At 48.6% G+C, this 23,669-nt stretch carries 20 protein-coding genes; 17 read left to right on the top strand and 3 right to left on the bottom strand.

Annotated elements, in window-relative coordinates:
* Positions 1-22: 22 nt before the first annotated feature.
* The 5 genes from ACZ5ZZ_RS01765 to ACZ5ZZ_RS01745 all read left to right on the top strand — a co-directional run bounded on the left by ACZ5ZZ_RS01765 (position 23) and on the right by ACZ5ZZ_RS01745 (position 5,853).
* Complete coding sequence (locus ACZ5ZZ_RS01765; RefSeq protein ID WP_464140974.1) at positions 23-2,839, top strand: pyruvate dehydrogenase; 2,817 nt, start codon at positions 23-25, stop codon at positions 2,837-2,839.
* Between the two features lie 83 nt (positions 2,840-2,922).
* Complete coding sequence (locus ACZ5ZZ_RS01760) at positions 2,923-3,693, top strand: hypothetical protein (protein WP_464133032.1); 771 nt, start codon at positions 2,923-2,925, stop codon at positions 3,691-3,693.
* A gap of 69 nt (positions 3,694-3,762) precedes the next feature.
* Positions 3,763-4,782, top strand: coding sequence for a hypothetical protein (locus tag ACZ5ZZ_RS01755; protein ID WP_464133031.1), 1,020 nt, complete (start codon positions 3,763-3,765; stop codon positions 4,780-4,782).
* Between the two features lie 114 nt (positions 4,783-4,896).
* On the top strand, positions 4,897-5,316 hold the full coding sequence (locus tag ACZ5ZZ_RS01750) for a hypothetical protein (RefSeq protein ID WP_464133028.1): 420 nt from the start codon (positions 4,897-4,899) through the stop codon (positions 5,314-5,316).
* Between the two features lie 45 nt (positions 5,317-5,361).
* On the top strand, positions 5,362-5,853 hold the full coding sequence (locus ACZ5ZZ_RS01745) for a methylated-DNA--[protein]-cysteine S-methyltransferase (RefSeq protein ID WP_464133027.1): 492 nt from the start codon (positions 5,362-5,364) through the stop codon (positions 5,851-5,853).
* Here ACZ5ZZ_RS01745 and ACZ5ZZ_RS01740 read toward each other — a convergent pair.
* Positions 5,850-6,827, bottom strand: a complete 978-nt coding sequence (locus ACZ5ZZ_RS01740; protein ID WP_464133025.1) for a hypothetical protein — start codon at positions 6,825-6,827, stop codon at positions 5,850-5,852. The two genes, ACZ5ZZ_RS01745 and ACZ5ZZ_RS01740, sit on opposite strands and share 4 nt — an antisense overlap.
* 16 nt (positions 6,828-6,843) lie before the next feature.
* Between ACZ5ZZ_RS01740 and ACZ5ZZ_RS01735 the strand changes: the two genes are divergently transcribed.
* The 6 genes from ACZ5ZZ_RS01735 to ACZ5ZZ_RS01710 all read left to right on the top strand — a co-directional run bounded on the left by ACZ5ZZ_RS01735 (position 6,844) and on the right by ACZ5ZZ_RS01710 (position 16,127).
* A complete protein-coding gene (locus tag ACZ5ZZ_RS01735; protein ID WP_464140973.1) occupies positions 6,844-7,494 on the top strand; it encodes a hypothetical protein in 651 nt (216 codons plus the stop codon).
* 135 nt (positions 7,495-7,629) lie between these two features.
* The gene (locus tag ACZ5ZZ_RS01730) at positions 7,630-8,286 is read left to right on the top strand and encodes a recA protein (protein ID WP_464133021.1); all 657 of its coding nucleotides are present in this window, start codon (positions 7,630-7,632) and stop codon (positions 8,284-8,286) included.
* Positions 8,234-9,556, top strand: coding sequence for a hypothetical protein (locus ACZ5ZZ_RS01725; protein ID WP_464133019.1), 1,323 nt, complete (start codon positions 8,234-8,236; stop codon positions 9,554-9,556). The genes ACZ5ZZ_RS01730 and ACZ5ZZ_RS01725 overlap by 53 nt, the downstream gene beginning before the upstream one ends.
* Positions 9,540-12,737 (top strand): DNA polymerase III subunit alpha, encoded by a 3,198-nt coding sequence (locus tag ACZ5ZZ_RS01720; RefSeq protein ID WP_464140971.1) that lies wholly within the window; start codon positions 9,540-9,542, stop codon positions 12,735-12,737. The genes ACZ5ZZ_RS01725 and ACZ5ZZ_RS01720 overlap by 17 nt, the downstream gene beginning before the upstream one ends.
* A gap of 59 nt (positions 12,738-12,796) precedes the next feature.
* Complete coding sequence (locus ACZ5ZZ_RS01715) at positions 12,797-15,277, top strand: hypothetical protein (RefSeq protein WP_464140969.1); 2,481 nt, start codon at positions 12,797-12,799, stop codon at positions 15,275-15,277.
* A 46-nt stretch (positions 15,278-15,323) separates the two neighbouring features.
* The gene (locus tag ACZ5ZZ_RS01710) at positions 15,324-16,127 is read left to right on the top strand and encodes a hypothetical protein (protein ID WP_464140967.1); all 804 of its coding nucleotides are present in this window, start codon (positions 15,324-15,326) and stop codon (positions 16,125-16,127) included.
* Positions 16,128-16,181: 54 nt separating this feature from the next.
* Here ACZ5ZZ_RS01710 and ACZ5ZZ_RS01705 read toward each other — a convergent pair whose 3' ends face one another.
* The gene (locus ACZ5ZZ_RS01705) at positions 16,182-17,234 is read right to left on the bottom strand and encodes a hypothetical protein (protein ID WP_464140965.1); all 1,053 of its coding nucleotides are present in this window, start codon (positions 17,232-17,234) and stop codon (positions 16,182-16,184) included.
* Positions 17,235-17,487: 253 nt separating this feature from the next.
* On the opposite strand from ACZ5ZZ_RS01705, the gene ACZ5ZZ_RS01700 reads away from it, so the two are divergent.
* Positions 17,488-18,546, top strand: a complete 1,059-nt coding sequence (locus ACZ5ZZ_RS01700; RefSeq protein ID WP_464140963.1) for an OmpA family protein — start codon at positions 17,488-17,490, stop codon at positions 18,544-18,546.
* A gap of 80 nt (positions 18,547-18,626) precedes the next feature.
* Here ACZ5ZZ_RS01700 and ACZ5ZZ_RS01695 read toward each other — a convergent pair whose 3' ends face one another.
* Positions 18,627-19,283 carry an O-methyltransferase gene (locus tag ACZ5ZZ_RS01695; RefSeq protein WP_464140961.1) on the bottom strand — a complete coding sequence of 219 codons (657 nt, stop codon included), beginning with the start codon at positions 19,281-19,283 and terminating at the stop codon, positions 18,627-18,629.
* 115 nt (positions 19,284-19,398) lie between these two features.
* Between ACZ5ZZ_RS01695 and ACZ5ZZ_RS01690 the strand changes: the two genes are divergently transcribed.
* The 5 genes from ACZ5ZZ_RS01690 to ACZ5ZZ_RS01670 all read left to right on the top strand — a co-directional run bounded on the left by ACZ5ZZ_RS01690 (position 19,399) and on the right by ACZ5ZZ_RS01670 (position 23,580).
* On the top strand, positions 19,399-19,923 hold the full coding sequence (locus ACZ5ZZ_RS01690) for an OmpA family protein (RefSeq protein WP_464133007.1): 525 nt from the start codon (positions 19,399-19,401) through the stop codon (positions 19,921-19,923).
* 26 nt (positions 19,924-19,949) lie between these two features.
* Positions 19,950-20,612: an HAD family hydrolase gene (locus ACZ5ZZ_RS01685; protein ID WP_464119857.1), complete on the top strand. Its 663-nt coding sequence runs from the start codon at positions 19,950-19,952 to the stop codon at positions 20,610-20,612.
* A 105-nt stretch (positions 20,613-20,717) separates the two neighbouring features.
* Positions 20,718-21,710 (top strand): ABC transporter ATP-binding protein, encoded by a 993-nt coding sequence (locus ACZ5ZZ_RS01680; protein ID WP_464119856.1) that lies wholly within the window; start codon positions 20,718-20,720, stop codon positions 21,708-21,710.
* Positions 21,710-22,678 carry an ABC transporter ATP-binding protein gene (locus ACZ5ZZ_RS01675; protein ID WP_464140959.1) on the top strand — a complete coding sequence of 323 codons (969 nt, stop codon included), beginning with the start codon at positions 21,710-21,712 and terminating at the stop codon, positions 22,676-22,678. The genes ACZ5ZZ_RS01680 and ACZ5ZZ_RS01675 overlap by 1 nt, the downstream gene beginning before the upstream one ends.
* Positions 22,679-22,728: 50 nt before the next feature.
* On the top strand, positions 22,729-23,580 hold the full coding sequence (locus ACZ5ZZ_RS01670; RefSeq protein WP_464133004.1) for a PilZ domain-containing protein: 852 nt from the start codon (positions 22,729-22,731) through the stop codon (positions 23,578-23,580).
* Positions 23,581-23,669: the final 89 nt, after the last annotated feature.

Here is a 23,669-nt window from a genome sequence, read left to right as displayed (position 1 = left end):
TGAAAAAACTTAGGAGAACCACGTGGATAACTCTACTCTAAAAAACACAAAACCTGAGGTTCTGGACTCCATCGCAAGACGCGCCCACTACCTGGCAACCCAGATGATCTGGCAAGCCAATCATCGCACTGACAAAGAAAAAGGCGATCCAAAAATCGGTGGTCACCCAGCAGGTTCCGCAAGCTCCCTGCACATCATGGGTGCGTTGCACTTGCTGGTGAAATCTGGTTTCGACCACATTGCCAACAAGCCTCACGCTTCACCAACTGATCACGCTTACAACTATCTTTTGGACAATCTTCTGAAAAGCGATCTTTCCAAACTTTCTTTGGAAGAAGCCAATCAGGCAATGCACGGCTTGCGTAAGTTCTCCAATGGCGACGAATACGTCTTCCAATCTTACCACTCTGCTTACGATCCGGATCAGCACAACTTCTTCCCTTCGGGCTCCGTGGGTATTCCTCCTGTTGAAGCCGGTTACATGGCCCTGGCTTACCGCTATGCTCATGAACACGGTTATGAAGTTCCTAAAGACGCTCACTTCTGGGCTGTTTGCGGTGACTCTGAATTCCGTGAAGGTTCCATGTATGAAGCGGTTCCTGACTTCGCTGAGCGCGAGATCGGCAACCTGACTTGGATTCTGGATTACAACCGCCAATCTTTGGATGGTCACCGTCTGGTGAACAACGCCATCCTGGGCGGTACGGATGCCGACCGTGTTGAAAGAACTATGGCAGCCAACGGCTGGGAAGTGATCCAGGTTCGTCACGGTGCCAAGCGTGAAGCTTTGTTCGCGAAAAAAGACGGTGAAACGTTCAAGACCTTCCTTGAAAAAGAACTGACGGACTATGATCTTCAGGCTTTGTTGCTGGTTCATGATCCGAAACTTTTGAAAGAAAGCCTGATCAAGGACTTCCCGACTTTGAAAAAGTTCCTGACTCCTATTGCAGATCAGGACATCTACGAAGCACTTCGCGATTTCGGCGGACACGACATGATGTCTCTTGCCAAAGCGATGATGAAGTCCAAGGAATCCAAACGCAAACCAACCATCATCATTGCCCACACGCTGAAAGGCTGGGGATTGAAAGCGGCTGCGCAACAAGGTAACCACTCTTCTCTTCCACACGAAGACGAAGTGGAAGAACTGCGCGCAAAACAGGGCATCACAGGTGACACTCTCTATGCACGCTTTGACGAAAAGTCTGCTGAAGGTAAGTTCCTGGCGGCTCGTGGTGAGAAAATCTACGCAGACATCAAGGCTCAAAACGCCCTGAAAGCAAAAAATCAGGAATTCTTCCTGAAAAAGCTGACTGAGTTCGGCGAGATCCCGTCTTCTTTGGAAATCAACACGAAGATGACAAGTTATCCGCACACCCAGTGGATGTTGGGGCAGTTGACTGCTAAACTGACTCGTATTTCCAATACCTCTTTGAATGAGTCTGAACTTAAAGCGGGGCAAAAAGCTCTGACCGACAATGAAAAACCGTTCAAACTGCCGGGTGAACTGTTCATCTCCATGGCTCCGGACGTGGGAACTTCCACGAACTTGAATCCAGCGATGGATGGTAAGATCTTTGGTGCCCAGGAAGTTCAGGATATCGAAGCTGAATTGGGTGTTAAAGACGGCAAGCTTCCTGACCTGGTCCCTGGTGAAGATGTTACGGACCGCTTCCTGCGCTTTGAAATCGCAGAAGGCAACGTGATGTCTTGCGTGGGTGCATTCGGTAAAATGCGCGACATCGTGGGCGTGCCAATCATCCCATTGATGACCGTGTATGACTTCTTCCTGAAGCGTGCTTTGGATCAATACTTCTATAACTTGTACTGGAAGTCCTCTTTCATCTGCGTGGGAACTCCATCGGGCGTGACTCTGTCACCTGAAGGTGCTCAGCACGGCTGGAAGTCCGACATTCAGATTCCAAATCAGATCACGTGGGAGCCATACTTCTGCCAGGAACTTGACTGGATCATGGTGGATGCAATTCGCAGACACGTGATGAATGACAATGCCGGCAGATCCGGTGTGTTGTTGCGTCTTGTGACTCGTGGCGCGGAACAAAAAGATTTCGTGAAGTATCTTTCCAAACAAGCTCGTTTCAAAGTGGGCTTGGAAGGCAAGCTGGCTCGTGCGGAATTCCCGATTGCAGGCGCAGCCAACGAAGAAGAAGTTTCCGCAATGAGCGAAGCAGAAATGTTCGCTGTTGTTCGTGAAGAGGTTCTTAAAGGTGCTTACTTCCTGATTGATTACCTTGGTTACGCGGGCTATGAACCGGGCGACAACGTGATCAATATCTTTGCTATGGGTGCCCTGGTGGCAGAAGCCATTAAAGCTTCTGAAGCCCTTCTGGCTCGTGGTATTTATGCGAACGTGATCGTGGTGACTTCATCTGATCTTTTGACAGGCATCCAGGCTCACGAAAATGATTACCACTACCTGCGCAACGAACTGGGCATCAATGCAGATCTTTACCTGAAAAAGGCGGAAGAAATCTCTACGGGTGATTTGATCACTGTGGCTGGTCGCCGCGTTCCTGTTGTCAGCGTTCACGATGGTGAAGCAGGTCTGTTGGATAACTTGGGCTCTATCATTGGTGTTCGTCAGGAATGTCTTGCGGTTCGCAAACACTCCAAGTGCGGTCGCCCGTCTGAGATCTACAAGTACCACCATCTGGACGACGCTTCTATCGTCGAAGCCTGCGGAAAAGTCCTTTCTGAAACCGCTCTTGAAAAAGTCATGGTTTCAGAACAAGCTTTGGGCGAGGCCAATCAGGCTTCCACCAAGGCTGCTCACTGGACTGATTTGTGGCCATCTGCAACCCACAGCCAAAAGCACTAACGCGCTTTCGCGCAGGAGTGCAGCGGGCACTAGGCGCTTGGCGCAGGAAGTGCAGCGGGCCAGGCCCGCGGAACTGGACTTAGATGAACTACTCTGACTTAGCTCAGCAAGAACTCCCCTTTGATGGGGAGTTCTTTTTAGCTCGCGAGAAGAAGTTTGAAGAACTGATCTTCTTTGTTCATTTCTTCGAAGGCAGCAAAAAGCATCTTCTTCGTCATATCAAGCTCGTGAACTCCTGGGGCTTTGATGCCTTTGTCTTTCAACTTCAGGGTGATCATAAAGACCTTCGCTCTCTAAAGCTTCCTATCAGCGCCAAGGGCGGATTTGGTCTTAAACATATCTATGCCGATCAGATCGAATCCCTGTTGAATCTGATCCCGGGCAAAAAGATCATCTTCTCTTTTTCCAACCCCTCGGCATCGGCCATTGAAGCCATGGCCCGCAGAAGTTGTAGCGATACGGTGGCTTTGGTCTGCGACAGTGGCCCCTCGGGAAGATTCCTGCCATCCGCCTACAACCTGTACACACACGAATACAAAATTCGACCTTTGCCACTAAGACTGGCGCTGACTCCGATCTTAAGCCTGAGCTGGAGTCCGTTCCTGCACAAGGACCTTCACGCAGATCTGGCCAAGTTCCCGGCAGGATTCCGTATTTTGTCGATTCGCGGATGGAAAGATCTGTTGATCCCGCCAGAGCATATTGATGCCGTCTTTGAGCCCCACACACAGCTTGACTGGAGCAAACTGTCCTTACCAGAGGCCGGTCATCTGACAGGGCTTCGTGACTTTAAGACCGACTATGCCCCAACACTGGAGAAGTTCCTGAAACGCGTGGCCCATCCTTGCTCTTGAACAAGACAAAGGAATTTAACTAGGCGTTCGCATGTTCTGTTTTCTATTCTGGTCCCTCATGGAGGGACTATGGCAAATGGAATCCGTCTTCAGATTGTTTTAGTTGCTGGCCTTCTTCTGGGCCTCTCATCCACCGCTTCAGCCTTCGGCTGGGGTCGTAGCTCCGGCTACCTCTACGAAAAGCTGTTCAACAACATGGGGGAGCGCTATCTTTCCCTGCTGGAGGACAAAGCCACTGACAATCCTGCCAATCTGACTCCCGAAAAACGTTCCATTTGTTTAAAACGCTATGGCGGAATTCTTAGCGACGGCGTTCTGGATATCCGTATCGCCCTGGGATACTTCGATTGGACCACCGGAAGCAACGTCGGCTATTCCGGAAGAAGTTACGGTCTGAGCCCCTCGATGGACATCGGTGCCTTTGAAGCCCTGAAAGAACTTCTGACTTCGCGCTGTAGTGGCAATGCCCGATTCTGCGGATTCCAACAAAGCTCCGAAAGCTCTTCTGTCTTTGGGCGCGAGGTGATAATCCAAGGGCGCCGAATCAAAGCTCGTGTGGAAATCCGCTTTTCCTCGCAGTCCGAGCTTCTTTCTGACAATCTTGGGAAGTATCGGGAACAACAACGCCAACGAACCCAATATATGGAAAACTACTTCAGTAAGGCCCTGAAAGAAGCCGATGCCGTCTTCTACTTCGGACATTCCCGCAATGGCGGCGGACCTGATTTTGCTCCTCCGGTCTTTATTGGCAGCTCCAACAAACTTGACTATGCCGGTTACTACAAAGCCCAACGCCCCGGATTTAAGAAGATGCTCAATGCGCTGTCATCAGGCCCCAAACAAACCGCCGTCCTGGGTTTGATGTCGTGCGCTTCCCGCGATCACTTCCTGTCACGCACACGTTCCATCGCACCCAATACGGGTATTATCACCTCGATGGATGTACTGAACGTTGATGAAGTTTATACAGCGATGATTGGTGGAGTCGATGCCTTGTTGCGAGGACAGTGCCAGCACAGCTTCTATCAATCCATCCGCATGACAAACAACAATCAAAAGTTCATCACCATGGATGGAATGTTTGAATAAACTTTGATTCCTCCAGTTCTTTGTCCTGCCTGCATTTACAAATCTGCAAACCTCCGGTTCCAGGCATTCAGAGACATCTGAATGCCGTATACTGAGTCTATCCAAGGAGGAGATATGAGTCGGCTGGAACACCTGCCCCATCCAAGTCGTTTGCCATCCTTAAATCACCACACACTGGCCTTTTTCACCAATCCCGAAGACGTCCGCAGAGCCGCGTCCGCCCTGATTAACATCGGCTTCAGCGAGGCTGATATTAATATCTTCGAAGGTGACGAAGGTGTTGAGGCGATTGATATAGATGCCACCCATTCTGATCTGGTCAGCAAATACTTCCGCAAGTTTGTAAAGTTTTCTGACGCAGCCGAGTGGCACTTCTTGGCAGAGGCGGATGATGAGCTTCGGCGGGGGCATGTCCTTTTCTGCGTGGTCACCATGAACGAAGAGGAAAGGGATAAAGTCGTCCCGATATTAAAGCGCTTTCATGCCTATGACATCCGCTATTGCAGCGGACTTTACGTCGAGGAGGTTGTCTAAGGGCTTCTTCTGCGATAGATCTGTCCGTTCACAAATGAGGTGGACATGGCAGACTTGGAGTTTCATATCTATAAAGTTCCTTCGGAATTTGGCGAATGGCTGGCCGCCTTTGAACAGGATGAATTGATTTTCCTGGGCAGCTACAACGCCGGAAAAAAACGGGTCGAAGGTGATCTGGCTGAGTTCTTTAAAACTCATTATGCTTTTAAGGTCGGCCCCTTCATCCCCGCGAAGTGGAACAAAGGGAACTTCTGGAAAAGCAAGCACAGAATCAAACTTCAGGGTACGGACTTTCAAATGAAAGTGTGGCTGGAGCTCTTGAAGATTCCCGCAGGCAAGACAATCACTTATTCTGAACTGGCGAAAAAGCTCCGCCGTCCCTCCGCCGTCCGGGCTGTGGCCTCTGCGGTTGGGAAAAATCCCATCAGCTATTGGATTCCCTGCCACCGCGTGGTGGGTAAGAATGGCAACATTCTGAAATATCACTGGGGTCCGGAGGTAAAAGAATATCTGCTGAAAGTGGAAGGCGCTCTTTAGAACTGTAGATCCAGAATCATAGTCATCCCGGGGATGCCGCGATAGTTGTCTTCAGCACTAAAACCCAGCCCCGGGATCAGCTGGTAGGACAGGATGTTCTTGTAAATGGTCTGACTCCAAGAAGTGGAAAAGCTAAAGCCGGTCATGCGATAACTGGGTTTATTTTCTGAGATAACAAAGAAGTTGTATGAGATATTGGCGGTTTTGTTAAACCACTGCCCCAAAGCCACACCGTTAGTGACCGTATAAAGGTGTGTTCGGTCCTCATAGTCCCCTTCGTTGATGAACGTCAGGGTGAAAATCTTTGTTAACAGGAAGTTAAAGTTAAATGCCTGGAAGACCCCGGTTCCCTTGTCCGCATCAGCGTAAAACTGCAACTTCGGATTGACCCGATAGTTTTCACCGCGCTCAGCGACACTTTCAAAGGTCAAAGAATTTGAAATTTTGAAAGACCCGGCAAAACTCACGTGAGGCTGAAAGGATGTTCGAACCTCGCCCAACTTTTGGAAGAAGCCCAAGGTCGCTCCATAGTCCCGTTCACGAGGTGTTTGACGAAGATAGGTCTGACTGACCCCGCGCTCTTTGGTTTCATCATAACTGGTGAACGTGATCATCCAGTATTCTTCAACATTGGGCAGACGCAGATTCAGATTGAAACTGGTGGCATCAGAATAGTGATCTTTTTCATTATAATAAAAAGCGGATGAAACCGTTGCCGACGTCGGGTTTCGTTTTCTGGTGTACTGCCGACCGGCCAGAAACAAATCCAAACCTTCGGCCACCCCGTCAAACCACTCTGAAATGGCTTTATTGCCACTGATGAAGGATTCTTCGATGCTTTCTGCCGGGGTTTGTTTGGTCCCAGGTGCGGTGGTGCTGACAGGCTTTTGAGCCCACGCCCCAGAACTGGTTCCCAGAACAAGCAGGATGGAAACAAACGTCTTTAAAGATGTTGATGCTTTTTCCTCTTTCACGTTTTAGTCTCCAAACATGAATTATTTTAGACTGATCCTTTGCTTTCTGTCGCTGAGTATCTCACTTCTTACTGCAAAAACAGCCTTGGCTTATATTCCACAGCGGGGAAATGTCTATGCGGCTTTGGGTCCTTATATTTTTAAAACCAATTATGAAGGCTACAAGTCCGATGAAAACTCACTGAATTCCACAGGACTTTCGCTGGTGGCCAATGGGGATGTTTCAGACAAAGGCAGTCTTGAAATTGCGGCCATCTACATGAACAAACTCTTTTTCCGCGAAGACAAAAGTAAGTACGTCGTCGAAAAAACTCAGGTGATGCATATCACTTTGGGGTATCGTCGCTGGTGGAGTCCCTCGTTTTCAAGCTCTCTCTCTGTTTACACTTCCTACCCTATGGGCAACATCACGGTTCTTCACAATGACTTCAGCGTCGCGGATGACATGGGGACGACGGCGCGCTCTTCTTCTGAAACAGGCTTGGATCTGGCACTGCAAGGAGAGCTTTGGAGCAGTGGCCGATATGCGATTGTGGCAGAGGGACGCTATTCTTACTCTTTAACGAAGAAGTCCCACGAGTTCGCGGACCAATATGGAGGATCTATCGGGCTTCGGTACTTCATTCAAAGTCGTGTCGCCGCCCCCAAAGAACTGCGCCAACCCTAACGGAAGGCCTGTTTAATTAAATTAAGTTATTGTTTTTTATGTGTTTTATTAAAACACTAACTTTAGTCCATATTTGAAATACGCCCTTTACTTACATATAATTTACATAGTAATTTATATGTAAATGGAGAGCGTATGAGCACCCTGGCCCTTCCCGAATTAGCCAACATTCCTTTTGTCTCTGCCGAGCAATTGCAACCACCAGCAGGGCTCCCCACGGGAGTTCGCCTGCTGGATGATTTTCTGCTGTGGAAAGGGTTCCCGCAAGGGGATCTGAGTCTGTTGCAAGGGGCTCCCGGCACTGGCGCCACGTCTTTGTGGATCCGCCTTGTGCAAGGGGTGCATTCTCAAAATAAGTGGGCGGCTTGGGTGAACGGCGACACGCAATTGTTCCCTGCGCATCTGAACAACTATCAAATCAATCTGAAAAAACTTCTGGTGGTGAAAGAGCCCAAAGATCAGGAACAGTTATTCTGGCTGCTGCAAGAGCTGATCACCAGTTCCCTGTTTGAAGTCATCGGCTGCAACCTGAAAGAAATGTTTTTAAAGAATCATCAGTTGCAGAAACTCAAACGTCTGTGCCGCCTGCACAAAGTGGCTCTGGTTTTTGTAAATCAGAAAGTCAGCAAGTTTGTGAATCCTCTTTTTAGCCTGATGATTCACTTTCAGCGCGACTTTATCACCATTCAGCGCGCCCTTCACCGTCCAACACCGTTTAATCTGGCTGGGAGTATGATCCATGCGAACTTTATGCATCAATTTAAAAACACCGCAAGAAAGCTCCTCAGCTGAGGCGTTTTTACTGCTAAGCCCCCGGGTTCAATTCCGCTTTCCCCATTTTATCTTCGTGGATATCGCCTCAACCCAGCACCTTCTGGGAGGTGAGCGCGGCTGCCTGGAGAAGGCTCTGGAGATTGCCGGAAAATTTTCCCCTGACGCCTCAGCCGCTATTGCAGACACAGCTCCGGCAGCCCAGATGCTGGCCAAGTGGCGACCTTCGCACATCACCCTGCGCGGGAAGGAACAAGAAAGCTTCAAAGGCCTGGGACTGGACGCTTTGAAAGACCTGGAAGGCTTGTCCCCCTGGGCGCAGAAAAAGCCGGTGGAGCACATGATCGCCTTTTTCCACACTCTGGGCGTGCATGGCTTGGAAGATGTTTTAAATTTCCGTCTGAATTCACTGCGCGAACGCTGGGGGGATTTTGGTGTTTTACTTTGGAATCGTCTGCATTCTCAGGACTCTCAAGTCATTTCACCTCTTGTGCCTCGCGACCCTCTTGTGGGCTATGGCTACCTGGATGATCCCATAGGCTCTGCGCCCTTGCTGATGGCGCGCCTGAAAGTGCACTTGGATGTTTTATTTGCGCGTTTGCTGGGGCTGGCCCGCCACGCCCAGCGCCTGGATGTGGTTCTGCACTGCGAATATTCTGACAAACGTTACAATCTGTCGATTGAGCCTGTCAGCCCCACACGGGATCAGAATCTTTTCGAGGATCTGCTGTTCAAAAAATTAGAACAGCAGGTTCTGGAAAATCCAATCCGTGAGTTTGAGATTTCCCTGTTCGACGTGCCGGAAAAAGTGCAGCAGCTGGATTTTTTCGAGCCCCGCGACAACACCGAAGATCGCTGGCGTCGTCTGATCAGCTTTGCCAAACAGGCCCAGTGTGAAATGGGCTTTCTGCAAATGGAGGCCAGTCATTTTCCGGAGCAAAGTTTCCGCCTGGTCACCGACTGGCCGGAAGACTTCAGTCCGCGCGATCTTGTGGAAAGACAGGATGAGGCCTTACAAATCAAATCCGTTTACGCCAAAGCCCTGGCTGAAAGCCCCCGTCCATCGCTTTTATTGGAAAAGCCGCAGGCTTTGTCTGCGGCAGAAGTGCAAAAGCTTCGTTTTGTGTCTTCTTTACCCAGCGAAAGAATCGAATCGGCGTGGTGGCAGATTTCAGTTCAGGATTTAAAAAACCGAGATTATTACTTTGCGCTCTCGCACCAAGGTCAGCTTCTGTGGGTTTTCAAAGATCGCATAAATTCACAGGTCTACTTGCATGGGTACTTTGACTAATAAATCTTTGATCACCTCTCAGAACTCCCGCCTGCCGGCCCAACCCCGGCCGCGCGCCAAAGGATTCGTCGAACTTCTGGGACGCAGTAATTTTTCATTTCTACAAGGAGCTTCCAGCCCCGAAGAGATGGTGTCCCAGGCCGTGGAGTTTGGCTATGACGGGATGGCACTGTGTGATCTGAATGGATTGTACGGTGTGGTCCGTGGTTTTCAGACCATCCAGTCGCCGTCTTTGTTCACCGCTTCGCCCCAGGTAAAAGAAAACTTTCATTATTTGATCGGCTCTGAACTCACTTTGACGGATGAAAGCTCCGTGGTGTTAATCCCGATGAACAAGCAGGGTTATTCGCATTTGTGTGAAATCCTGACGTTGGGAAAACGTCAGGCAGCCAAAGGATTTTCCAAGCTCAGCCTGGAGCAGATTGAAAAGTACAATCAAGGCCTTTTGTGTCTGGCCATCCCGCCCTGGACTGAGGAACGCTATGAGCGCCTGGAGAAAATTTTCGACAACCGTCTGTATCTACCTCTATGGCGGGATCTGACCTGGGAATCCCAGGAGTTTTGCCGGCAGGGATTTGCGCTGGAAGAAAAATATCAGGCTCGTCTGTTTGTCAGTCAGCGTCCGTTTATGCACAGCCCGGAACGCAAGCCCTTGTTTGATGTTCTGACCTGCACCCTTCATCACACCACACTGGCAGAGGCCAAAAACAAACTGATTCAAAACTCTGAACGATGCTTAAAAAGCCTCGAGGATATTTCCTGGCTGTGGCAGGACCGGTTGGATCTTGTGGAGAAAACTGTGGAGATCTCGGCACGTGTGACGTTTTCTTTAAACGAGATCCGTTACCGCTATCCCGCATCCAGCTTGCCTTTGGGGATGACGCCCACAGAACACATGCGCCATCTGACCCTGAAGGGGGCGCAATGGCGCTATCCCGAAGGCATTCCTGAAAAGGCCTTAAAGCAGATCGAATACGAACTGGCTTTGATCAAAGATCTACAGTACGAGGATTATTTTCTGACTCTCAAAGAGATCTGCGATTTTGCCTCGAAAAAAGGGATTCTTTATCAGGGCCGCGGCTCTGCCGCCAACTCGGTGGTGTGCTTTTGTCTGGGGCTGACTGCGATTGATCCTGTAAAAATGGATCTGCTGTTTGAACGATTCCTTTCACGCGAACGGCGCGAACCTCCGGACATTGATATCGACTTTGAACACAGTCGTCGCGAAGAAGTGATTCAGCATATCTACGAAAAATACAATGAACGTCACGCCGCCATGGTGTGCACGGTGATTCGCTATCGCTCGCGCATGGCGATTCGTGAAACCGCCAAGGTGTTTGGCATGCCTCTGCCCAAGATCAATGCCATGATCAAATTCATGGGCCGTGATGGCATGAGACGTCTGCTGGATCCCGCCGTAGCGGCGGATTTCGGCATGGAGCCAGGCGAATGGAAGATGTTTATGACCTTGGCTCAGCAACTGCATGGCTTCCCCCGCCATCTGGGCATTCATACCGGCGGTTTTCTGATCACCCAGGATCCCATCACCGAAATGGTGCCGGTGGAAAAAGCCACCATGGATGGCCGCTATGTCATTCAGTGGAACAAAGACGATGTGGATTTTCTGCGTCTGATGAAAATCGATGTCTTAAGCCTGGGAATGCTGACCTGCCTGCGCAAGTGCTTTGATCTTTTGCGCGATGTAAAAGGGAAAAACTACAGTCTGGCCACTCTTCCCGCCGATGACAAACCCACTTACGATATGATCTGCCGGGCCGACACTGTCGGTGTTTTTCAGATCGAATCCCGCGCACAGATGAACACGCTTCCCCGCATGCAGCCGCGAAGCTTTTATGATCTGGTGATTGAAATCGCCCTGATCCGCCCGGGTCCTTTGCAAGGGGGCATGGTGCATCCGTTTTTAAAACTGCGCCAGAATCGCCCCAAAGAAATCAAGTACGCACATCCCGCACTGAAACCCATCTTGGAAAAAACGATGGGTGTTCCCATCTTTCAAGAGCAAGTGATGAAGATGGTGGTGGCTGTCGCCGACTTCACCCCGGGTGAAGCCGATGAACTGCGCCGGGTGATGTCCTCGGCCTGGAAACGTAAAGCCACCATGGGAGGCATTGAACAACGCCTGCGCGAAGGGTTTGCCCGTCATGGGATTTCTTCTGAATACGCCGATCAAATCTATAAAACCATCGAAGGCTTTGCCAACTATGGCTTCCCCGAAAGTCATTCGGCCAGTTTTGCCCTTTTAACCTACGCCAGTTGTTATCTGAAGTGCCACTACCCAGATGTGTTTGCCTGCGGGCTTTTAAACAGTCAGCCCATGGGTTTTTATGCTCCCCGCACGATCATCGCCGAAGCTCAGCGCAATGGCGTGGTCGTGGCCCCTCTGGATGTTCAGCGTTCAGATTATGACTACACTATCGAAAAAGGCGAAAGCAGCGATGTCCTGCGCGTGGGCTTAAGATCCATCTATGGAATTCCTGAAACCCTGCTTCGTCGAATTGAAGACAGCCGAAAAAATGACGGTCCTTACGCAGATCTGGCGGACTTTATCCGCCGCACTCAACTTCCACGCAGTGTGCTTTTGAAACTTGCCGCCGCCGGAGCCTTTGAAGGCTTTAACAGCAATGTGCGAGAGCTGATCTGGACTCTGGAATCTCTGAGCCTGGATCAGCAAAGTTTTTTATGGGGACACCCCAAAGAGCAGTTTGAACTGGGTGATGATGACGAGGACGAACCCGAACATCTGCCGTTTGAATCTAACTGGGATCGCTTGCGCCGCGAATATGACAGCAAGGGATACTCCGTCAACTCACACCCGATGTCTGTACTCAGGACTTATCTGCAAGATAAAAGCAAGGTCTTGCGTGAAAAGCGCTTCGTGCCCTATTTCCACTCTGAAGATCTTAAAAACATGAAAACAAAAAACAAAGTACGTGTCGCAGGCCTGGTCGCCATCACTCAACGTCCACCGACAGCCAAGGGTATGTGCTTTATCACGCTGGAGGACGAGTTCGGCTTTATGAATATCGTCATTCATCCTGAGATTTATCAGAAGGACCGCACCACCATTTACACCCGCTCGCTGCTTGAAATCCACGGTCAGGTTGAAAAAGTGGGCGCCATCACCAATATCCGCGCCGAACGCATTCTGCCGCTGGGTTAAAAATCTCAAATTGGAATAAACTTATTGTAGTATATAGAATATCTTATACAATTACTTGTATGAACCTAAGTGAAGCAGATATTGCATTTAAAAAGTTTAAGCAGCATGTTGCAAGTAAAGTTCTAGAGAATTCCCCTTTCAAGGGATTATCAGAAGCAGATACTAGGGCAAAACTCATAGATCCGATTTTCAAAGAAGTATTAGGGTGGCCAGAAACGGAGATAAAACGAGAAGAGTCCGCAAACGACGGATTTGCTGACTATTCTTTTGGTTTGGACTATATTTACTACCACGTTGAAGCCAAGAGAGCTGAGCCCGCGTTCAAAGTAAATGCCAGCCGAGCATCTAGAATTCTACAACTTAAGGGCCCTCATCTTCTAGGCAACAAAGAAATAAAAGTTCATCTTGAACAAACGGCAAGATACTCTTCGGATCTAGGATCCGAATACGCCATACTCACAAACGGATACCAATTTCTGGTATTCAAAACTAGGGTTCCAGGGAAAAGCTGGCGAGAAGGTCGTGCCTTGATCTGGCATGATTGGGCAGATATTGAAGAAAATTTTGCTGAATTTTATAGTTTACTTTCTCGTACCGATGTAAAAAAAGGAAGCTTAGAAACAAGGTTTTCTTCTGCAGAAGAGATCACAACAAATCTATATTTAATCCGAGAGGCCATCCCAAATCCAGATGCCGAATTGGTAAGAAACTCATTCTGGCAGAAGATCTCTAGTGTCTTCACTCCTCTTTTAACTGATCAACCCACGAGTGAAGAACTCCAGGAGGAGATCATACGTAACTGCTACGTCCAAACTCCTTTATCTGATCAGGTAGACATTGGAATAAATCAACTATTACAAGACAATCCACCGAAATTTCTATCCGATGCTGATGTTAAAAACATTGATCCTGCGCAAATGCAAAATAGCTTCAATAGAAACATAGAAAATGATATAAAAAATAGACATATCAATACTTATATCCTTACAGGCGGAGTCGGATCAGGTAAAACAACGTTCCTAAAACGCTTTAGAAAGGTTGTAAATCCGACTTTAGTAAAGGAATATTGTATATGGCTACATGTAGACTACCTTGCTGCTGGCTCGATCTCCGAAGAAAAGTTGCGTGACCAACTAGAAGAGTTTACCTACAAAGAGCTTCGCACTCAATTAGAGACAAAATATAAAGATTTCTATCCTGCTAACGGAGAAGAGCTTAGAAGCTTGTTCAAGAATGAAATCGAAAGCTTAAGAATGACTAAACTTTTTGGAGTGCCAGAAAACTCTGAAAAGTGGACTGAAATAATTAACGCCGAAATTAGTCAGCTATATGGGAACAATTCTCTATTCATATCCAGAATTCTCCTCAACGCTCCACACAGAGGCAGACGAGTCGTTCTGGCTCTAGATAACACAGACCAACTTGGAGAAAAATTTCAAGAGCAGATATTCCTCTTCTCACAAAAGCTGTCAAAAGAATGTCGTGCTTTGACCATCGTAGCTCTAAGGGAAGAGAAATTCTTCGCGGCATATAGATCTGGGGTTTTCGACGCCTATGGAGATCGAAGATTTCACATTGGGTCGCCCAACCTTCAAGATGTAATCGCATCAAGGCTCCGCTATGGACTAAAGAAGTTTCAGACAGAGGGAAGAATTAAGGATCCCACCCAGGTAAAGAAGATATCAACTCTTATACAAAGCTTTATTAACTCAGCGACAAGCAAGAACCAGAACATCGTTCGTCTACTTTCCTGCGTCTCAAATGGCGACATGAGATATGCCTTAGGAGTATTTAGAGACTTCGTGAGCTCCGGAAATACAGATACAGATAAAATTTTAGAAAAACTGTCACACAGTGGCAGATACAATGTCCCATTTCATGAATTCGCAAAATCTGCAATTCTGGGAAATAGAAAATACTACAGCTCTCAGGTTTCGCATACGGCAAATTTATTTTTGCGGACTCAAGCTCGAAACTCATCACATCTTACTGCCTGCCGAGTACTTGCGCGCCTTACGAATGCTCAGAATGCTCCTTCTAGATATGGATCAGGTTTTATTTACACAAAGCAGCTACTCGAAGAATTTACTCAATCTTTTGGGAATGCGCAGGATTTCGTTCTAAGGGGTAGTGATTTACTAAGAAGAGGTCTAATTGAGTCAGAACCTCCTAAAGCAGACAACATTGAGAAGACTGATGCATTGAGAATATCCGCGTCTGGAGCCTACTATTGGAGATTTCTAGCTCGCTCTTTCGCCTATTTAGACTTGGTATACGTAGACACACCTCTTACGGACAAAAGCTACTTTGACAAGCTAATACATATGACGGGTCTTACCGATCTTTCCACTCGCTTTGAAAGAGTGCGTGTATTCCTTGACTATCTGAAATCAGAGGAGCAGAAGGAGATCAACAACGTGATATCACGCGGCGGACCTTATACTTCCTCGCTAATTTCTGAAATTCAAAGTCAAATCGAAAACGAAATTAGGCTTATATCGGATAAAACAGGAGCCCAGGATCTAAGTGATGCAGACTGATTCATGAACTACTTGAACCGATAATAGAAAGTGCTATGGTGCGGGCATGATCCGCGAAGCCATTGAAATGATTTTCACTCCTGCCACTCCTCTTGCCAAGAAATACGGGTTCTTGTACCACTCGATTTCTTTGAAACACCGCTATGAACGCTGTGAAAAAGTCTGGCTGCCGCATTTGAAGAACTGTCAGGACATCTTTCTGCAAAGTCTTCAGGATCTGCCACAGAAAAAATCCGTGGTGGTGCTGGGCAGTGCCCACCTGCATGAAATCCCTTTGCACCTGCTGATGAACAATTTTGAATCTGTCACTCTGGTGGATGTCGTGCATCCGCTGAAACATCATTGGGCTGCGAAAAGAAATCCGCGTCTGAAGCTTGTCACCATGGATCTGGGCGGTTCCTTGGCCGAACTGGAAAAACTCAAATCCCTGCAGGATCTGAAAGACCTGATTCAGAATCTTTCACAAAAAGAACTTTTCCATTTTGAGGCCGATCTGATCGTCTCTGGCAACCTGCTTTCGCAACTGGCTTTACTTCCGATGGAAGCCCTGGAAAAATTCACCAAGACAAATCTGACCCTGGCTGAAAAAGACGAGATCTGCACTGCCTATGGCGAAATTCACCTTAAGAATCTGCGTGCCTGCCAGGGGAAAAAGCTGGTTTACAGCGATCGCGCCGTCACCTATCGCGACCCGGAGGGCAAGATCACCTACACCGGATCTTACCCGGTGCACTTTGAGGGTTTCACAAAAATAAAAGACTGGGACTGGATGCTGGCCCCCTTGAAAGAGGCCTCCAAAGACTACTCCATAGAAATGAAAGTCGAAGCCTACACCTCTAACAAGCTGTAACGACTAGCACGTCGACGACGCAGCAACGCAGCTAAAAGCTGATTTTACAGCTTGTTAGCAGCGAGGACCGCTTGAGCAGGACAAATTGATGCCGGATTCATCCAGCTTAAAGAAGTTCTGGATGCGCTCTTCTTCGGCCTTGCCATCCAGGCACAGGCTGCGGAAGGCTTTTTTCACCTTGGCTTTTTTTACCTCGATGTCTTTTTCGTTTTTCAAAAGGGCATTAAGAACTTTATAGCCCCACAGATCCGCCTGAACCTGATCCACTTGCAAAGAGCTATCAGCGTCCTGACTTAAAGAGCCTCCGGACAAACAAGCCACTGCTTTATCATCTGGCTTGGCTCCGCGCAGTTTCATTTGTACGGCCATTTCACGGGTCAAATCAAAGACCAGGCTCAAGATACGGTCTTCCTTTTCTATCCCGGCATTTCTCATCAAGCGGCCCGGACAAATCGCAATCACTCCATTGGGGCCACCACCGGGAACAATCGACATAGACGCATTTCTTCCGCCGTCCAAACCGCAGGTTTCCTTCAGTTTGGCGACAACTTGATCTTTAAAAGTAAAATGATTGGTCAAAGTTTCAGTGACAGAAAACACCAGTGACGTGTTGATGATGCTAAACAGTAGACGCTTATCATCTTCCGAGATTCCCTGCTCTTTCTCAACAACTCCGATCAAAGCTGTGCGCGCGATTTCTGCGGCCTCTGTCACATCGGCATCGTACTTATAAAAGACCTGATATTCTTCATCCGCCCGTTTCAGAAGCTCTGAATCCAGATTCAGTTTTTTCTTTTCTTCGTCCAACGCCGCAAAGCTTGCCGGCATTCCGTCGAAGTTTTCGCTCAAGCCATGGGCTTTCTTTAAGGCGTTCAAAGCATTTTTGGCCAGTTCGGCCTGCGCTTTGGTTCCGATATTGGTCAAACTCTCGCACACAACCGCCGCGGGCTTGTCACACATGCTGACCGTCTTTCCTGCCGGAGCAGTCTGCTCAGCTTTGGCTTTCAGGCCCTCTTTGTTTTTGTACTTTCTGGCATATTCGGAATCGCTCTGGGCACAAGCAGCCAACCCCAAGCTCACAGCAAAAACAAGACTGAGTTTTTTCATAACTGCTCCTTCTCTATTCACATGAAGACAAAAAAATGTCACTTCCATCTGTGAAAGCAGCCCCAGTGGAGCTCTTCACTTCAAGGAAAGGAAAAGCAAATGCAGGGCCAGAGACTTGTCTCAGAATGATTCAGCATCAAAAAGACCGTTCCCTTTAAATTTGCAACCATTTCATTTAGATTCCTTTGTTGCACTCATTGACAGGCCCCCTGGTCGCGCAGATAAACGAACCTCCAAACAAAAGGGGTTTTATATGAAGTCCACTATCGTGCTGGCAAGCTTGCTGACACTTTCTCTGAACAGCTATGCTGATCAAAACATCAACTCAAATAGCCTGGAATTTTCCAAAGAAGCTGTTGAAATGGCGCCTCAAGGCCTTTTGCCATTCATCGGCTTCGGTGGTGGTTACACTGGCAACAATGACAATATCCCTGTTGAAGGAACTCCAATTTCTTTGAAAGTCCTTGGCTCTTACTACATGGCTCAACCTTATGTGTTTGACGCCGGGTTTGGCATTTCCAATCAGCAGTTCTCTCAATCTGCTGCCAAAGACACGGCAGTCACCGGTTCCAGTCTTGAATTGGCAGCTCGCTATCGCTTCGCAAATAAATGGCAGGCTGGTCTGGTTGCAAATCATCTTTTCGAAATGGGCTCCTCCTATGCGGCCTCTCAAGGTGACGCACAGTTTGTCGGTCTTCAGGCTTTGAAAGAGTTCTCTATCGCAAAAGGCTGGCTGGCTCGTGTCGGTGGCCGCGCCATGACTGAAACCAACAACACAGGCGAGATGGTTAACATGTACATGATCGACCTTCAGTTGGGCTGGAATCCGTATGCTCAGGCGACAACTGTGAAAGCTACTGCTGCTGCTCCGAAGGCGCAAACCGCACCTGTAGCCAAAGCTATGGAAGTGAAACCAACTTCTGCTTTGGATTACATCAACTATGCATCATTCGAAAATGGCAACAGCATCTTCTTCCAAGAGGCCAGCTACACCATTGATGCAAAGAACCAAGCTCAATTGAAAAAACTGGCAAGCCTGCTGAAACAGAACAAAAATCTTTTCAGCAAAGTGGAGGTTCACGGATATGCAGACATCTCCGGACCGGAAGCGCTAAACCAGTCACTTTCAGAAAAAAGAGCGGAACAAGTCAAAGCTCAACTGATCAAAGGTGGTCTGAATAAAGAGACTATCGTGGCTTTGGGTAAAGGCTCCAGTCAGTCGAAGGAAATTCTGGCTCAGGACCGCAAAGTGGAACTTCTGTTCACAGGCGTAAAAGACGAAAAAGCCCTGCAAAAGGCTTTGGCTCTTTAATATACAAAGGTTCCCGTTTATTTTTGAGGTCCACAATGCATCTAACGCAAAGAGGACCCCAAAAGAGCCGGGAACCTTTTTTACTTTTTAATGGCTACAAAAAGGCCTTCATACGTCGGCACAATTGCCGAATCAAAAAGTGCGGAATCAGACAATCGCTTGTTGAAGTCCTTCATGATATTGATTTGTTTGTCAGAGAATCTTTGCGTGGGTTCTCCCCACACACCACCGGACAAAAAGATATTGTCCGCCAGAATCAATCCTCCAGAACGCAGATTTTTTTCCGCCCAGGTCAGATAGTCTAAGTACGCCGCTTTGTTGCCGTCGATAAAAATGCCATCAAACGGGCCTTCACTGGAAAGCTTTTCCAGTTCCGCGCGGGCATCACCCATCACCAGGTGAATTTTCTTTTTGCTTTGGTCCAATTTCGCAAAGGCCTGCGCGGCATAGTCGCCGTGACGTGGCTCCTTTTCCAGGGTCCACAAAGTGCCACCTTCAGGCAAAGCTTCAAAAATATATTGTGCTGACAACCCCGTCAGGGTTCCGATCTCAACAAATTTGCGACACCCATGCAGACGGATCAACGTGCCGATCAACTGTGCTTCAGCAGGATTGATACTGATGCGGCCCAAGTTCAGTTCATCAGCGAACTGGCGGGACAGTTTTTTAGGCTCTGACTCTTCAGCGAGAAGAGACAGCATGTATTCTTCTTTGTTGGTTAGCACGGATTCACGCATACCTTATCCTCGCATATTCCTGCGATGAAGTTAACAGGAAGTTAATTTGCCCGCCTTGCCTGACAGCGCATAGCCTTTTCTGGATACACACTTTACCCATAGACGGAGGTTTTTCATGCGTTTTCAATCCACGACTGTGAAAGTAGTAACATCCCTGGCTCTGCTACTGGCTCTGGGGGCTTGTGCCAATAAATACAAAAAAGACAACGAGAACATGGTCAGCTCCCAACGCTCCTCTGATCGCGGTCCCCAGTCCGCTTTATCCGGGGCAGCCGGAGATCTCAGCAAAAGCACGAAGTTCTCAACCCTTTCCCAGAATATCCGATTTCACGTCGGCAGCTCCGAGCTGACCGCCTCCAGCCGCCGGGCCCTGAACGAGATCGCTTCAGAAATGAAAAAGACTTCAGGTTCATACGAAAAAATCCGCATTGCCGGTCTGGCTGATCCACAGGGTGATACGGCTCGCAATCAAAGACTTTCTGAAGAACGTGCCGAGCGCGTGCGCGAGTATCTGATCTCCAAAGGTGTACCGGACTCAAAACTGGAAACCATCGGCAAAGGGGCTGTGGCTCGAGACACTCTGGGCACCGCCTCACAAAGAGCACGCGACCGTCGTGTGGACTTTGAGATTGTCGAATAAACATAAAATCGGCAAGATAGAGGGTTATGAATCCTCTTCTTGTCTTTGATCTTGATGGCACTTTGATTGACTCAGCTCCGGATATTATCACGGCCGTCAATCGCACTCTGGCAAATCACTCTAAACCCATCTTAAGTGATGCCACTATTATTTCTCATATCGGCGAGGGGATTAAAAAACTCATCGCCGATTTATTTAAGAACGACAATCTGGATCCCGGCGACATGATTGGTCTTGAGATGGAATTCCTGCGCACCTATGAAGAGGAAATGCTGAACAAAACCCGCATTTACCCTGGAGTCGAAAACTTCCTGAGTCAGTATCAAGGCCCAATCGCCATTATCACCAATAAAAACGAAGAGCCCGCCAAGGCCATCATCAATCACCTGGGACTGAACCGCTTTCCCTGGGTCAATATCTTCGGAGCCGACACCCTGGAGGAGAGAAAGCCCAGTCCTCTACCTCTGCGCACCATGATGAAGCTGGCTGGGCGCCTTCCCTCCGACACCCTGATGATCGGAGACGGAACACCGGATATGCTTTCTGCCCAACGAGCCGGCGTAGGGTCCATCGCCATCGGATTCGGCTATACGGACCCACATATTCTTAAAAAATATGAGCCCTTGGCGGTTCTGGATCACTATCAGGATCTGTCGGCGTTACTGGCTAAAATCACCCAAGAGGCTTGACGCATCTTTGCCGTAAAAAATAACCATGCACCCTTTGTGGGCTTGCCTCAGGGCGGCGTGGACTATATAAGGTGAAAGCTTTTTGATAATGGGGGGTTGTCTCCGGTGAACGACATTCTTTTAGAAGTTCAAAATCTTAAGACGCGCTTTAAAACTGACGAAGGCACTTTTCTCGCGGTAGACGACGTTTCCTTTAACGTCAAAAAAGGCCAAACTCTTGGAATCGTTGGGGAATCTGGGTGCGGAAAATCCGTAACCTCTCTTTCCATTATGCGTCTTGTCCAGAAGCCTGGAAATATTGAATCCGGCAAGGTCCTATTTAAGGGCCAAAACCTTCTGGAGCTGTCTGACGACCGCATGAGACAAATTCGCGGTAACGAAATCGCGATGATCTTCCAGGAACCGATGACTTCCCTGAACCCGGTTTACACCGTAGGCGATCAGATTGAGGAAGCCATCCTTTTGCACCAAAAAAACCTGACCAAAACTCAGGCTCGTGAACGCGCGATCGACATGCTTCGCATCGTGGGTATTCCAGCACCTGAAAAACGCTTCCATGAATTCCCGCATCAGCTTTCCGGCGGTATGAGACAGCGTGTGATGATTGCCATGGCGATTTCCTGCAACCCGGAACTGCTGATTGCTGACGAACCAACAACGGCGTTGGACGTGACCATTCAGGCTCAGATTCTGGATCTGATGCGAAAACTGCAAAAAGACTTCAATGCCGGCATGATCCTGATCACTCACGATCTGGGTGTTGTGGCAGAGATGTGCAACGAAGTGGCCGTGATGTATGCGGGCCGCGTGGTTGAATTCGGTACCGTGGAAGACATCTTCTATCGTCCGAAACATCCGTACACTCGTGGTTTGCTGGATTCCATTCCGCACTTCGAAACAGGACACAAGCTGGAGCAGCTGAAGACCATCAAAGGCATGGTTCCAAGTCTTTACAATCTTCCGAAAGGCTGCCGCTTTGCGGATCGTTGTCCTTATGCTCAAGATGACTGTCGCCAGTCTTATCCATCCACTGAAAATCTTCGCGGCATCCATAAGGTCGCTTGTTTCCACCCCTTGTCTGACGAGGTCACGAAATAATGAGCACTCCTCTGTTGAAAGTTGAAAATCTGGTAAAAAGCTTCCCGATTCACGGTGGTATCTTCAATCGCGAAGTGGCCAGTGTAAAAGCAGTTCAGGGTGTATCCTTTGAAATCAACAAAGGCGAAACACTGGGGCTGGTGGGTGAATCCGGTTGCGGTAAGTCCACTTTGGGTCGCTGCTTGATGCGTTTGCATGACACTACTTCCGGAAAGATCATCTACAACGGCAAAGACATCACTCATATCGAAGGCGAAGAGCTTCGTGAAATGCGCCGTAAAATTCAGATCATCTTCCAGGATCCGTTTGCGTCTTTGAATCCGCGCATGACTATCGGAGCCATCCTTGAAGAGCCTCTGATTATTCATAATCTTTACTCCACTGCGAAAGAGCGTCAGGATCGTATTCATGAACTGATCGACCTGGTGGGCTTGCGCCGTGAACACCTGAATCGTTATCCGCACGAGTTTTCCGGCGGTCAACGTCAGCGCGTGGGTATCGCTCGCGCTTTGGCGGTGAATCCGGAACTGATCGTCTGTGACGAGCCGGTTTCCGCTTTGGACGTTTCCATTCAGGCACAGGTGATCAACCTTCTGATGGAACTTCAACAGAAGCTGGGCCTGACCTACATCTTCATTGCGCATGACCTGAAGGTGGTTGAACACGTCTCCACTCGTGTGGCCGTGATGTATCTGGGTAAAGTGGTTGAAATGGCAGATTCTGAAGAGCTTTATAAGAATCCGAAACATCCCTATACCAAAGCCCTGATGTCTGCGATTCCGGTACCGGATCCACGCAAAAAAGAAGAGCGTATCATTTTGACTGGCGACGTTCCGTCCCCGATCAACCCGCCTTCTGGCTGTCATTTCCACCCTCGTTGCCCTATGGCGATCGACGATTGCAAGACTATCGTCCCGACTCTGGAAACAAAGGCGAAAGATCACGTCGCTTCGTGCATCCGAGTGTAAAGAAGTAACTCATTCTCTCCGATAACTCCTTAGTACACACTGAGGAGTTCATGAAGACGCAGGGGAAAATCTGGATTATCTATGATGCCGAAACCAAAACGCAGACGAAGCCTATGTCTGTGGTTCAGGCGCAAGTGACGATTCTCTCCATCGCGGTCCAAGATCACACCAAATTTTTCCTGTGGACTCCCGGCTGGGAAGGCTGGCTTTCCATCAAGGACTTCCTCGAGTCCGATCAAACTTACTTCGTGATTGTTCAGCCGCCCAAACCGGGCGAAATGCCGGGTTTGCCAGGTGAAGAACACACTTTGACCGCCACCAAAAATGCTCCTGCCACCAAGGGTGACAGTCAATACACTCAAGTTGTGGTCGGCGATATGCCAATTAAACACCGCGAGGTCGGTGGCTATCACGCCAAAGATTTCAACGGTGATGATCTGGATTTAAACAAGATCAAAAAAGACAAATCCGAAATGCCCAAGCCGAAAAAAGCGGCTCAGGCTGAAGAAGCTGTGACCCCCGTGGCCGTTGCGAAGGCAGAACCAAAAGGATCAGACCGTCGCCGCGACCCTCGTCACAACTTTAAAATCGAAGTGGTGTTGGTTTCCAAAGTGCGCTCGTTCAGAACGTACTCCAAAGATATCTCTTTAAGTGGAACCATGCTGGAGGATGAAATCCCCAGAGACTTCCTGAACAAACCATTTGATCTGATCATCGTGAATCCTTTCGAACCGGATCCCGCCAAAGCCCGCCTGCTTTTCAGAGCGAAGATTGTGGGCGACCTGACCGACCCACGCCGTCTGATGTTCATTGAGCAGGACGTGGCGATGACGTTGCGTTTGGATGCTTTGTTGAAAGCTTACGTCGCTTATCAGGATCAGGTTCGCAAGAACGCCGGATAAAAATCCCTCACCAGAAATCTGTTGCTCTCAGAAGATGAACTGAGACTTCTCTCTCGACCTTCGTCGCATTCCTTGCAGAAGTTTTTTGT

It is taken from the genome of Bdellovibrio sp. HM001, from assembly GCF_055397275.1.
This window is presented reverse-complemented; position numbering and strand designations above follow the sequence as displayed.

What these genes read in the sequence shown, in the direction of transcription:
- ACZ5ZZ_RS01760 (WP_464133032.1), top strand. Translation starts at nt 2,923, where the DNA reads ATGAACTACTCTGACTTAGCTCAGCAAGAACTCCCCTTTGATGGGGAG.
- ACZ5ZZ_RS01755 (WP_464133031.1), top strand. Translation starts at nt 3,763, where the DNA reads ATGGCAAATGGAATCCGTCTTCAGATTGTTTTAGTTGCTGGCCTTCTT.
- ACZ5ZZ_RS01750 (WP_464133028.1), top strand. Translation starts at nt 4,897, where the DNA reads ATGAGTCGGCTGGAACACCTGCCCCATCCAAGTCGTTTGCCATCCTTA.
- ACZ5ZZ_RS01745 (WP_464133027.1), top strand. Translation starts at nt 5,362, where the DNA reads ATGGCAGACTTGGAGTTTCATATCTATAAAGTTCCTTCGGAATTTGGC.
- ACZ5ZZ_RS01735 (WP_464140973.1), top strand. Translation starts at nt 6,844, where the DNA reads ATGAATTATTTTAGACTGATCCTTTGCTTTCTGTCGCTGAGTATCTCA.
- ACZ5ZZ_RS01730 (WP_464133021.1), top strand. Translation starts at nt 7,630, where the DNA reads ATGAGCACCCTGGCCCTTCCCGAATTAGCCAACATTCCTTTTGTCTCT.
- ACZ5ZZ_RS01725 (WP_464133019.1), top strand. Translation starts at nt 8,234, where the DNA reads ATGCGAACTTTATGCATCAATTTAAAAACACCGCAAGAAAGCTCCTCA.
- ACZ5ZZ_RS01720 (WP_464140971.1), top strand. Translation starts at nt 9,540, where the DNA reads ATGGGTACTTTGACTAATAAATCTTTGATCACCTCTCAGAACTCCCGC.
- ACZ5ZZ_RS01715 (WP_464140969.1), top strand. Translation starts at nt 12,797, where the DNA reads ATGAACCTAAGTGAAGCAGATATTGCATTTAAAAAGTTTAAGCAGCAT.
- ACZ5ZZ_RS01710 (WP_464140967.1), top strand. Translation starts at nt 15,324, where the DNA reads ATGATCCGCGAAGCCATTGAAATGATTTTCACTCCTGCCACTCCTCTT.
- ACZ5ZZ_RS01705 (WP_464140965.1), bottom strand. Translation starts at nt 17,234, where the DNA reads ATGAAAAAACTCAGTCTTGTTTTTGCTGTGAGCTTGGGGTTGGCTGCT.
- ACZ5ZZ_RS01700 (WP_464140963.1), top strand. Translation starts at nt 17,488, where the DNA reads ATGAAGTCCACTATCGTGCTGGCAAGCTTGCTGACACTTTCTCTGAAC.
- ACZ5ZZ_RS01695 (WP_464140961.1), bottom strand. Translation starts at nt 19,283, where the DNA reads ATGCGTGAATCCGTGCTAACCAACAAAGAAGAATACATGCTGTCTCTT.
- ACZ5ZZ_RS01690 (WP_464133007.1), top strand. Translation starts at nt 19,399, where the DNA reads ATGCGTTTTCAATCCACGACTGTGAAAGTAGTAACATCCCTGGCTCTG.
- ACZ5ZZ_RS01685 (WP_464119857.1), top strand. Translation starts at nt 19,950, where the DNA reads ATGAATCCTCTTCTTGTCTTTGATCTTGATGGCACTTTGATTGACTCA.
- ACZ5ZZ_RS01675 (WP_464140959.1), top strand. Translation starts at nt 21,710, where the DNA reads ATGAGCACTCCTCTGTTGAAAGTTGAAAATCTGGTAAAAAGCTTCCCG.
- ACZ5ZZ_RS01670 (WP_464133004.1), top strand. Translation starts at nt 22,729, where the DNA reads ATGAAGACGCAGGGGAAAATCTGGATTATCTATGATGCCGAAACCAAA.